The 11,378-nt window shown below is 66.8% G+C and carries 12 protein-coding genes; all 12 read right to left on the bottom strand.

Features of this window, described 5'->3' with window-relative positions:
- Positions 1 to 433 (bottom strand): thiosulfate oxidation carrier protein SoxY (soxY, locus tag ACYVHH_RS13715; protein WP_460565742.1); only part of this gene is annotated, 433 nt, incomplete at its 3' end.
- A 222-nt stretch (positions 434 to 655) separates the two neighbouring features.
- Entirely contained in the window at positions 656 to 1,603 is a 948-nt protein-coding gene (locus tag ACYVHH_RS13710) for an NAD-dependent epimerase/dehydratase family protein (RefSeq protein ID WP_460565741.1), read from the bottom strand.
- A 16-nt stretch (positions 1,604 to 1,619) separates the two neighbouring features.
- The gene (locus ACYVHH_RS13705) at positions 1,620 to 3,290 is read right to left on the bottom strand and encodes a methyl-accepting chemotaxis protein (RefSeq protein WP_460565740.1); all 1,671 of its coding nucleotides are present in this window, start codon (positions 3,288 to 3,290) and stop codon (positions 1,620 to 1,622) included.
- Positions 3,283 to 4,269, bottom strand: a complete 987-nt coding sequence (locus tag ACYVHH_RS13700) for a fumarylacetoacetate hydrolase family protein (RefSeq protein WP_460565739.1) — start codon at positions 4,267 to 4,269, stop codon at positions 3,283 to 3,285. Before ACYVHH_RS13700 ends, ACYVHH_RS13705 begins: the two co-directional genes overlap by 8 nt.
- Positions 4,270 to 4,287: 18 nt before the next feature.
- A complete protein-coding gene (locus tag ACYVHH_RS13695; protein WP_460565738.1) occupies positions 4,288 to 5,073 on the bottom strand; it encodes an SDR family NAD(P)-dependent oxidoreductase in 786 nt (261 codons plus the stop codon).
- On the bottom strand, positions 5,070 to 5,648 hold the full coding sequence (locus ACYVHH_RS13690) for a cupin domain-containing protein (RefSeq protein WP_460565737.1): 579 nt from the start codon (positions 5,646 to 5,648) through the stop codon (positions 5,070 to 5,072). The genes ACYVHH_RS13695 and ACYVHH_RS13690 overlap by 4 nt, the downstream gene beginning before the upstream one ends.
- Positions 5,645 to 6,460: a cyclase family protein gene (locus ACYVHH_RS13685; protein WP_460565736.1), complete on the bottom strand. Its 816-nt coding sequence runs from the start codon at positions 6,458 to 6,460 to the stop codon at positions 5,645 to 5,647. The genes ACYVHH_RS13690 and ACYVHH_RS13685 overlap by 4 nt, the downstream gene beginning before the upstream one ends.
- Positions 6,457 to 7,635 carry an MFS transporter gene (locus ACYVHH_RS13680; RefSeq protein WP_460565735.1) on the bottom strand — a complete coding sequence of 393 codons (1,179 nt, stop codon included), beginning with the start codon at positions 7,633 to 7,635 and terminating at the stop codon, positions 6,457 to 6,459. The genes ACYVHH_RS13685 and ACYVHH_RS13680 overlap by 4 nt, the downstream gene beginning before the upstream one ends.
- A gap of 24 nt (positions 7,636 to 7,659) precedes the next feature.
- Positions 7,660 to 8,796 (bottom strand): FAD-dependent oxidoreductase, encoded by a 1,137-nt coding sequence (locus tag ACYVHH_RS13675; RefSeq protein ID WP_460565734.1) that lies wholly within the window; start codon positions 8,794 to 8,796, stop codon positions 7,660 to 7,662.
- 16 nt (positions 8,797 to 8,812) lie between these two features.
- A complete protein-coding gene (locus ACYVHH_RS13670; protein ID WP_460565733.1) occupies positions 8,813 to 9,193 on the bottom strand; it encodes a Rieske (2Fe-2S) protein in 381 nt (126 codons plus the stop codon).
- A gap of 19 nt (positions 9,194 to 9,212) precedes the next feature.
- A complete protein-coding gene (locus ACYVHH_RS13665; RefSeq protein WP_460565732.1) occupies positions 9,213 to 10,160 on the bottom strand; it encodes a VOC family protein in 948 nt (315 codons plus the stop codon).
- Positions 10,161 to 10,197: 37 nt separating this feature from the next.
- A complete protein-coding gene (locus ACYVHH_RS13660; RefSeq protein ID WP_460565731.1) occupies positions 10,198 to 11,355 on the bottom strand; it encodes an alpha/beta hydrolase family protein in 1,158 nt (385 codons plus the stop codon).
- Between the last annotated feature and the right edge of the window lie 23 nt (positions 11,356 to 11,378).

Raw genomic sequence — 11,378 nt, 5'->3', positions numbered from 1 at the left:
CCTTCGTCTCTTTGGTCGCCGAGTACAGCTTGCCATCGGCCTTGACCACCGCCAGCACGTTCGTGCTCTGGCCCATCTTCAGCCGCGTCTGCACGTCCGCCTCGGTCCCCGCCGCAATCACGAATCCCGCCGCCAGCGGTGTCGGGTTCTTCTCCACCAGCAGGTACATCTCCGTGGTGTTGGCCAGCTTGCTCACCGCGCCCACCGGCACCACCGCACCGTTTTCCGCAATGTCCGGCGACACGATCGTCACCTGATCGCTCGCAGCAGCCGTGCCACCCAGCGCCTTGAGCGCCTCTTCCAGCGTCTTGGCATCAAATCCCGCGCGGCCCGCCGCGTGTGCCTGCTCGGCCGTCACAATGCCCAGCGACAGCAGCGTCGCCATCGCTCCCGTGCTCTTCAGTACGGTGCGGCGTGTAGAGGAAATGTGCATAAGGGGCTCCGAATACGTTAAAAAAGGTTGATCTGGATCAACGTGTTTTCAAGACTAAAGCACTATGGCGTGCCAGCGCATCAGTATAAACACCAAATACTTATATAAGATATTGCTGATATTGATAACCCACCGGGGATCACGGTCAAATCTGAACGATCCTCGGGGAAAAATGAACCCGGTCAACCAGGCTGACGGCCTGGCCAGCCGACTGGCACAGCGTCAGAGTTTGCGGAGCGCGGCGTCCACCAGCCCTGAGGCGCTGCCGTCGTGTCGCAAACCCAAGGCATCGGCCTTGGGGGTATGCAGCGGCGGGAAGGAAGCGAAGAGGCGTTGCACCTGCTCGTCGGGCGCGTAGGCAACCAGAGTTCGCCGGGATTCACCGAAACGCTGTGCCAACGCGTCCACCACGCTCTGCATGGAAAGCCATTGGGCGGGCATCAGGCAAGAGCGGCCTGAGCCGAGCCGGGCAGAATCGAAGGCCGCCGCTCGCAACAGGTTGTCGACGCACGCCTGGGCAGAGAGCCACCAGGCTGCCCCCTCCGGACGCACCGGCAGCGTGACCGGGCGGCCTTCGGCCAAGGCCCAGAAGACTTCGCTCATGAAGGAAGACATCAGACCCTGCGAAGGACCGGGTCGCGCAACAATGCCCGGCAAACGCAGCGAACACCCCTGCACCCAGCCACGCCGCGTTGCATCGGCCACCAGGATTTCGCCTATCCATTTGTGGGCACCGTAGCTCAGGGAAGGCGCGGGCGGCGTGTCGTCGTCCACCACCGCGCCCAAGGATTCGCCATAGACGGCAATGGAACTGGCATAGACGAAGCGGGGACACTGTGCATGGCTGCCCAGCCACTGCAGCCAGTTGGTGGTGGCGTCGAGGTTGACGCTGCGCCCCAGGGTGGGATTGCGCTCGGCGGCACCGCCCGGCACGCTGGCCAGGTGGAACACCACGTCCAGCGGCTGTTCGCCCAGGCGTTGCAGCAACGCCGGGTCGGCAATGCTGCCCTGCACGCGCACGATGCGCGGGTCGGCAGGCAAGGCGTCGAGCTGCAAATCCACAGCCACCAGCGATTTCACCGGTGTGCCCGCCACGCCATCGGCCAACAGGCGGTTGACCAAGGCCGCACCAATGAAACCGCCCGCGCCCGTGACCACCACATTGCTCATGTTCTTTCCTTTTGATTCACGCTCGTTGGCCAGCCGCAGCCCCGAGTTCAAACACGCCGATCAGGCGCCCCATTTCCCCGGCGCGGCCGAGCAGTGCAGTGCCCGCGCCGTTCAGGCGCTCAGAGAGTGCGGCGTTCTGCCGGGTGATTTCGTCGAACTGGCCCAGGGTCTGGTTGACCACCGCCAACGATGCACCCTGGTGCGCGGCGGATTCGGCCAACACTTCCACCGACCCCGACAGACCACCCGTGACGCCCACCATGCGCTGCATGACGTCACCCGCTCCGGTGGCACGGGCACTGGCTGCGTCCACACGCTCGCGGGCCTGGCCGCTGAGAGTCCGTATCTGCCCAGCCGCTGCGCCTGCCTGGGACGCGAGTTGCCGGACCTCTGCCGCGACGACGGCAAAACCGCGCCCGTGGACGCCAGCACGCGCCGCTTCGATGGAGGCGTTGAGGGCGAGGATGTTGGTCTGAAAGGCGATGCCGTCGATGACGCCGACGATGTCGGTGATGCTTTCCGCGACGGTGGCGATGTGCTGCATCTGCTCGACAAGGGCGAACACGGCCGCTGCGCCCTGGCGGGCATCCTCGCATGCCTCGGAGGCAGCGCGGCTGGCGTCGCGCGCGGCGGAAACACTGGATGCCGACGCGGCGCTGAGTTGCCGCAACGCCTCTGCCGTGTCGCGAAGACTAGCTACGGCGCTCTCGCTGCGTTGCGAAAGCCGTGCGCTGCCCTCGCCCACGTCCTGACTGGCGGTGCGCACCTCCACCGCCGACGCCTGTAGCGCCGCCACCGTGTGGCACAAACGCGATTGCATGTCGGACATGGACTGCAGCAGGCGGCCGAATTCATCGCTACCGTGCGCAGGGATGGTGTTGTCCAGCCGACCCTGCGCGATGCGTTCGGCCAGCTCGACCGCATCGCGCATAGGGCGCCCAATGCCGCGAGCCAGGCTCATGGCCAGGAACACGGCCAGCAACACGGCAACCGCCGTGACGACGGCCAAAGCGGTGACGGCGTAGCGCTGGTCGGACTGGGCAGAGGCCAGTTCCTGACGGTTGGCCTGGGCAATGGCATCGACCATGGCTACGATCAGGGCGCGCCAGCGCGCTTCGGCGCCTTCGGCAGGCAGCAGCAACACCAGTGCGCCATCCACCCCCGCGCCGGACAGCAACGTCCGAACGGCAGCGTCGTGCACCGGCATCACCTGTTCACGCAGTTGTCTCACCTCAGCCAGTTGGGCAAGCAAACCGTCGGGCGCATGATGCGCTGCTTTCACAGTCTGCAACAGGGCGTCTTCCGTTTCCAGGTACTTGGCCTGGGCCTTCTTGATGACGCTGGTCTGCACGGCCAGGTCCTGCGGATCGGTGAGGACCAGCAGCGAGCGAAGCGCACCCATCCAGTCCAGCTGCGCGGCGTTGAGCCGGTGCGCCAGATCGCTCTGCCGGTTGTGCCCGCCGATGATGCGCTCCATCTGCACGCCAAGCGCGCGTACCTGCCATATGGCGACACAGGCCAGGATCAGCAGCAGCGCCACCTCCATGCCCATGCCCGTCAACAAGCGCCTGCGCACCGAACCCTGGCCCGCGCTGGCGCGCACCAGACGAATGAGTCTGCGTGGCCAGGGTGCGGGCACGGTCGCCGGGCTGAGCTGCGGCAAATGGGGCTGCCCTGCGTCAGCCATGGTGCTGCACAACGCGCTGTTCGATCACGCCAAAGGGGCCGGGCAGCCCGCTTTTCCACAGAGCTTGCATGCGCACCGCTTCGCCGTAGCGCATGAAGGGGGTGCGGCTTTCGCCCTGGTCGATCTTTTCGATGACGCGGCGCTCGGCGATGCAGGCCGACCCCGCCGCGCGGTCGCGATTGGAGATGGTGCCCGACCCGATGATGGTGCCCGGCGTGAGGCGGCGCGTGCGCGCGGCGTGTGCGATGAGTTCGCCGAAGCCGAAGTTCATCTCCTGCCCATGGGGTGCGCCAAAACGTTCACCCCGGAAATCTACCCGCAAGGGCAGGCAGACGCGCCCGTCGCGCCAGGCGCTGCCCAGTTCGTCAGGTGTCACAGCCACGGGCGCAAAGCTGCTGGACGGCTTGGCCTGCAAAAAGCCGAAACCGGTTTTCATCTCGCGCGGGCCAAGGGCGCGCAGGCTCCAGTCGTTGATTTGCACCACCAGCCGCACGGCACCCAACGCCTGTGCGGGCGTGGCGGCCATGGGCACTGGCCCCAACACAACGCCAAATTCACCCTCGAAGTCGATGCCATCGGCCTCGCTGGGCAGGGGCACGTCGTCGTGCGGTCCCAGGAAGTCGTCGCTGGCGCCCTGGTACATCACGGGAATGGTGTCGAAGTCTGGAATGGGCGGCGTGTTGAAGGCCTGCTCCATCAAGTGGCCATGGTTGAGGAAGGCCGACGCGTCGCACCACTGCGGGCTGCGGGGCAGCGGCGCGGCGCAACGCTCGGGGTTGAACGGCACGCTGCCTGCGGCCTGGCCGTCGTCAAGCGCGTTGGCCAGTGCGTGCAGCGCGGGCAGCACTTCGTCCCAACGCTCCAATGCCTGCAGTAGCGTGGGCGCAATGGCGGACGCGTCGAGCATGCGCTGCATGTCGCGCGAAACAAGGTGCAGGCGGCCGTCGGCCGAGCCATCGCGCAAGGTGGCGAATCGCATGAATGTCCTTTCAGTGTTTCAGTTGCCGTCGCTGATCAGCGTGCCGCCGTCGACGACCAGTGTTTGCCCGGTAATGAACCCGCCAGCCTTGCCCGCGAGCATGAGCACGACCCCGGCCACCTCGTGCGGCTCGCCAACGCGGCGCAAGGGGGTGAGGGCCAGCCGCCGCCCCATGAAGGTGGAGTCGGCCATGAGTCCGCTGGCCAGCGGTGTGCGGATGAGTCCTGGTGCGATGGCATTGACGCGCACGCCCGAGGGGCCCCATTCGACAGCCAGGTTGCGGGCCATTTGCGAGAGCGCTGCCTTGGACAGGCCGTACAGCCCGATGGAACGGTTGCCGCGCAAGGCGGCGATGCTCGACAGGAGCACGACACTGCCGCCGCCCCGCCCGGCCATGGCCGGAACCAGGCGGCTGGTAAGCACATGCGCAGACCGCAGGTTGACGGTCATGACGGCATCCCAGTCATCGACGCTGACGTTGCCCAGGGGCCCCGCAGGCCCTTGGATACCTGCGTTGTGCACGATGACGTCTACCCCGCCATGTTCATTCAGCACCGCGTCGGCCAGGCGGTTCACGTCGTCCATGTCCAACAGGTCGGCAGGCCTGGCTTGAACGTTCAAACCCTGCGCACCCCAGGCGTTGGCTGTGGCTTCACATGCATGAGCGTCCCTGTCACTTGCCACCACCTGCGCACCGTGGCTGGCCAGGGCTTCCACCATGGCACGCCCCAGCCCTCCAGTGGCGCCCGTCACCAGGGCGCGCTGGCCGGTCAGGTCGAACAAGGCACTGGCTGCCACGCTCATGCCCGCCCCAAGGCCTGTGCAATGGCGGGGTCGTAGCAGCCGTCCACCAGCACGAAGAGCATGCGGCAGGGCTTGCCGGACCGGTTGGCCCAGGCGTGGTTGGTGCCGCGCTGCACCACCACGCTGCCGGGCTTGAGCAGCACCTCGCCCTGGTCGAGCACCAGGGTCATTTCGCCTTCGATGACGACGCCGTAGTCCACCGACTCGGTGCGGTGCATCAGCGGATGGGGCGACTGCGGTTTGACGGTGGACGCCGCTTCGTCGCAGATCTGGCTGAAGGCGTCTTTCATGCGCTGCGCGCCGTGGGCGAGGAACTCCTCGGTGTCGGGCGGGATATCGACGAAACGAAAACGCGTGCCGTGTTTGGGAGGCGGCAAGGTGAGCGGCCCGAGGGTGGGGTCAGCACCGTTGTCCACGGGAGCGGGGGCACCGCTGGTGGACCACACCTCGTGGAAAACCGTACCGGGGATGGCTGAGATTTCGACCACCGTGGGCAAGGGGCCGTTGGCGGCGATGATGGCCTGGCCTTGGGCGTTGTGCCCGGTGACGACGCGGTGGATGGGGGCAAAGCTCATGCGCTGGTCTCTTCTTCAAAAATGGCGACGGCCCGCGTCCACCCGGCGGATGCGCCACGGATCTTGTGCGGGAAGCAGCTGATGGTGAAACCCGTGGGCGGCAACGCCTCCAGGTTGTGGAGTTTTTCGAGGTGGCAGTAGCCGATGTCGCGGCCCGCCTTGTGCCCTTCCCAGATCAAGGCCTTGTTGCCGGTTTCGGCCACCTTTTTGGCGGTGTAAGAGAAGGGAGCGTCCCAGCTCCAGGCGTCGGTGCCGGTGAGGCGCACGCCGCGCTCCAGCAGGTACATGGTGGCCTCATAGCCCATGCCGCAACCTGCGCCCAGGTAGTCCGGCTGGCCGTAGCGCGAACCCGCACGGGTGTTGACCACGACGATCTCCAGCGGCTGCAGTTCGTGCCCGATGCGGTTCAGCTCGGCCTGCACGTCGGCGGCGGTGGCCACGTAGCCGTCGGGGAAGCGGCGGAAGTCAAGCTTCACACCGGGCTGGAAGCACCATTCCAAAGGCACCTCGTCGATGGTGATGGAGGGACGCGCGCCACCGAGCTTGGCGTCTTGCGTGGAATGGAAGTGCCAGGGTGCGTCCAGGTGGGTGCCGTTGTGCGTGGTCAGCGTCACCCACTCGGCGGCGGCGGCTTCGCCATCGGGGTAGTCTGCGGGCGTGGTGCCCGGCAGCATGGCCATGAACTCGGGCAGGGTGTCGGCGTGCTTCTGGTAGGTGATCTTCGGCGCCAGGGGCGGCGGGTCCGAGAGCACGTCGTTTTCCAGGTAGATGGACAGATCGACGAAGCGCCGTTGGGTGCGTTTGCGGCTCATGCGGCGGCTCCAGAAGCGGCTTTTGAAGCGGTGACTGGCAGACCATGCCCGCGCAACTGTGCAAAGCAGGCCACGGCCACCAGGGCCATGCCCAGCGCAGCGAAGGCAATGGCGCTGTAGCCCAGGGTCTTGACCAGCGTGCCGCCCAGGATGGGTCCCACGGCGGCACCGGCCATCAGCATGGCGGGTGTGCCTGCCAGGGCACGGCCAGTGGTGTCGATGCGCGCCAGCAAGCCGAAGGCAAAGGTGTGCGTGAAGATCATCACCGCCACAAAAACGGCTGCCGCAGCGGCGTAGGGGGCGAAGGCGGTGGCCGTCATCACCGTGAACACCAAGGCGGCTTGCAGCACCGGACCGGTCATCAGCACGCGCTGCGCGGGCAGTCGTTTTTCCAGCACGGCGGCCAATGCTGCGGGCAGCAGGTTGACCATGCCCAGCGCCACCAGCACGGCGGTGATGGCCTGTGGCTCGAAGCCGCGGTGGTGCCCCACACGCTCCAGGAAGCTGAAGGCCATGGCCTGCACCAGCCCCATGCAGCTGATGCCTGCAATGCCGAACCACACCACACGCGGCATCGTGGCGGCCGTTGCCTTGTCTTGCGGCACATCGTCTGCGGTTGGCGCCACATCAGGAAAGGCCAGCCAGGCCACCACGGCAGCAAATGCCATGAGCCCACCGAACAGGCCGAACAGCACCTGCCCGCCCTGCTCCATGACCAGTGCCGACGCCCCGCCCAGGAACAGCACGGCGAACACGCCCAGGGCCATGCCCACCAGCGCGAACAGTCGGTGCGGCTGGCCGCTGCGCCCGATGGTGCCGTGCGTGACGCTCAAGGCCGCGCCTGCCGCCACACCCGCCAGGCCGTGCAGTGCAGCCATGGGGCCAAAGGCGTCCTGCTCCATCAACGCAGCAAAGCACATGGCCGCCACGCTGAAGCCTGCCACTGCCACCCAGCGGCCCTGCAGGCGGTGAAAGCGCGGGGCCAGCAGCACGCTGGACAGCACTGCGCCCAGCAGGAACAAGGTCACCAGACCGCCTGCCTGTTGCGGGTCGAACCGCTGGTGCTGGATGAGACTGCCCACCCAGATAGGCAAGGCCACCAGGTCCACCATGCCCGCGCAATGCGCCACCATCAACGCGGCACGGCCGCGGCGGCTTGTGATCGGAACGCTCATGTTTGTCTCCTCGTGTTGGGCGGGTCAGATGGGCTGGGCCAGCGCCAGCATGGACTCGCGCATGATCTGCGCGTGCTCGGCCTTGTCACCGCCTTCCACCTCGATGCGGCACAGGCGTTCGGAGTTCTTCACCACCAGGCGGCAGCGCTCGAAGCGCCGTGCGTGGAAAGCGTCGAGCGCGGCCTGCAGATCGTTATGGCGCTCCAGTTCCTCGCCCAGCACGATGCCGCTTTCGATGCCAATGCCTGCGCCAGACGCCAGGTGCGGCGTGGTGGCGGCCACGGTGTCGCCAATGAAGACCACGCGCCCCCGGTTCCAGGGCGTGGGCACGAGAAGGTTGGCCAGTGGTCGGTAGTCAATGGCTGCCTCGGGCGTGGCCATGTGTGGAATCAGCGCCTGCAGAACGGGCGACTGGAAAGGCGTCAACAGCCCCTGCACCACTGACGGCCAGGTGGCGGGGTCGATATGCTGCTTGGTCGGGCGGTCTTCGGTGATGAAGAGGTACATCTGCGTGGCAGAGCAGGGGTTGACGCCGCACTTGATGTGTTCACCCAGCCACATGGCCGGTCGCACCAGGTCTGCCGGGCGCGGGCACACGGCGCGCCACACCCCCTGGCCGATGTATTGCAGGGGCCCGATCTCGGGCATGAACCGGGCGCGCAGCGGTGAGTGCACGCCGTCGGCGGCTACCACCAGGCCATAGCTGCGCTGCTCACCGCTGGTCAGGCGAACGTGTACCTGCGCATCGTCCTGCGTGATGTCGTCCCAGGTCTGGCCCAGCAGCACGTTCACGCCCGCGGCACGCGTGGCGTCGGCCAGGATGCGCGCCAGCGCCGGGCGCATGATGCCGCCGCCGCCGGGCACGCTGGACCCGACCACAGGCGGCGTCGGCATGGTGGCAATGTGGTGCCCCTGCTGGGTGTAGAGGTCCACCCCGGCGGACACCCAGCCTTCGGACTGGAAGCGGTCGAACACGCCCAGCGTTTCCAGCGCACGCAGCGTGGGACCGTTGACCGTGATGCCCGCACCCAGCGGGCACCAGGCGGGGTCAAGCTCCAGCAGATCCACCGCGATGCCTGCGCGCCGCAGGCGAATGGCCGCCGCCATGCCGGAAAAACCGCCTCCCACCACCAGGACGTTGTTCACTGCTGCCATGGTCATGTTCCTTTCGTTTGTCTCACTCAATGGGTTGTGTTTGTTCGGTACGGGCCAGCCAGAGCTGCCCGTCACTGTCGATCGTCAGCGGCACGCGCTGCAGGGTCTGGCCCAGGCAGGGGCCGTGCACGCACAGGCCGGTGCCGGGTTCGAAGCGGGCGCCGTGTGCGTGGCACATCACGTGCTGCCGGTCGGGGCTCAGGTAGGCGTGGCGCCGCCAGGCCATGGGGGCACCGGCCACGTGCGGGCAGGCGTTGCGCCACGCATGCAACTCACCGCCGAGGCGCACCACGAACAGGCGGTCCTGACCGTCCTCGTCCGGCAGGAAGCCCCTGGCTTCGCCTTCGCCCAGTTCATTGGCCAGGCAAAGGGGCACGGCTTGCACTGGCAGCTTGGCATTCATGGTCTGGGCGCCACTGCGTTCAGGCGGCGTAGTCGCCGTTGTCCGGCGTACCGGGGCCCGGCATCCACTTGTCGCGGCGGCGCAGCAAAAACGCCTGCGACGCATCGGCACTGATCTTGGCCACGCGCGGGCGCCAGGTGTTGTCGTGCAGGTCCATGTCGGCGTCCATTTCCACGTGGCAACCGAAGGGGCTGTTGAAGTACCAGAACCAGTTGGAGCCGAAGACGTGGCGCCCCGGCCCCCAGAAGGCCTGGTAGCCCACCTCGATGAAGCGGTTGCCGTTCTGGATGACTTCGGTGGGCCCGCCGAAATGGAAGGTGAAGTGCTCCACCCCTTGCATGAACGCGGGCGCGCCGATGAGGAAGTGGCTGTGGTGCTCCAGCGAGCCTGCGGGCTGCATGAAGGGGCCCACGCCGTCGAAGCGGTCGGTCACGCGAAAGCCCAGGCGGTTGACGTAGAAGGCCTCGGCCTTGGCCACGTCGGGCACGAAGTACACCAGGTGCGACAGGCTGCGCGGCTGGATGCGCCCGCGCCCGGCCTGCACGCCCAGCTGGTTGGCCACGCGCTGCAACGGCGAGCCCGGTGCGTTCGACACCTCACCCAGCAGGTGCAGGGGCTGGCGGCGGCTAAGCTGGAAGCCGATGGCAAAGCCAGCGTCATCCACGCTTTGCAGGCTGCCATCGGGCAGGCGCAACACCTCGCGGTCGCGCGCCAGTTCAGCCTCAATGGCGTCCAGCGTGGCGGCATCGGCCACACCCATCACGCACTTGCGCAGCTGGCAGCCCTTGGGGGCGGCGGGCAGACTGGCGTCGGTAGCGGCGAATAGCTCTACGCCCGTGCCGTCCAGGGCCACCAGGCGGTGGGGTTGGTCAGCGGCGGGTTCCAGGCCATAGTCCAGCAGGTACTGGCGGCAGGCAGCCAGGTCTTCCACGCCAAAGACCAGGGTTTCGATTCCGGTGATGTTCATGATTCGGGGAGTCCTTGAAATGCTGTGTACGGGTGAGTCAGGCAGTGCGCCCGCCCAGGGTTTCGGCCACCCAGTCGGCGATGTATTGGCCCGCGTTGATGCTGTTGTCGAAGCTGGAGTGCTGCACGCCACCCTCGCGGTCGGTGAAAACCTTCAGTTCGCGCTTGGGGCTGTTGACGAGTTGCTCGTAGGTGCGGTGAGCCCACTTGAGGGGGATCTGCGAATCCTTCTCGCCATGCGTGACCAGGAAGGGCACCTTGATCTTCTCGACCACGCCGTCCAGGTGCACGTTCTCGGCAATGCGCATGAAGTCGTCGATGTCCTTGGCACCCCACACCCAGCACACGTGCGCCCAGTAGTGCGGCACGGGCAGGCTGCCTTCGCGTTCCAGGCGGCGCTTCTGCACGTCGCGCCAGTCGTGGTTGGCGCCCCAGGCAACGCCGCAGGCAAAACGCGGCTCCATGGCCACGGCGCGCGGGCAGTAGTAGCCGCCCAGCGACACACCTTCGCAGCCAATGCGCTTGGGGTCGATGTCGTCGCGCTGCTCCAGCCAGTCCACCACGCGGCTGGCCCAGTGCTCGCTGTCGTAGCGGGCCGTCATGCCGTGCAGGCGCAGCGCCTCGCCCGTGCCAGGCTGGTCCACGATCAACGAAGCCACGCCGCGCTTGGCCAGCCACGCGGGCAGGCCAACGCGGTATTTCATCTCCTTGGTTGAATCCAGCCCGTTGAGCTGCACCAGCACCGGTGCGCGGCCCTGCACGCCTTCGGCAGGCACGTACAAGGCCGACAGGTGCTTGCCCTCGTACGGAATTTCAACGCGCTCGCAGCTCTCCCGCGACAGCTTCAGGCCTTCGGCAAACAGGTCGAGATGGCGCCGGTACAGCGCCAGCCGCCCCGGCGCGTTGTGCGCCTGCAGCCGCTCGGCGGTGATGAGGTAGCTGGCGGCACGGCTGATCTTCTCGCCTGCCGACAGGGCGCGGCCGCTAGCCTTGTCTTCTTCGGCGAGCATGCACAGCTTGTCGGCCATCTTCACCCAGGTCTCGCGAAAGGCCTGCGTGCCTGCGGCGTCGGGCGCCTTGGCGGCCTCTTGCAAGGGTGCGCACATCTCTTCGATCTCGCCGATGCGCGCGCCCATCTCGATGGCCAGATCGACCGAGAGGTTCCAGACGTAATTGGTGGGAAAGTACTTGAACATGGATCAATGGTTTTGAGGGAAAA

The sequence above is a fragment of the Hydrogenophaga aquatica genome (assembly GCF_054780915.1).
Note: the sequence above shows the minus strand (reverse complement) of the source record. Positions and strands in the feature narration are given on the sequence as shown.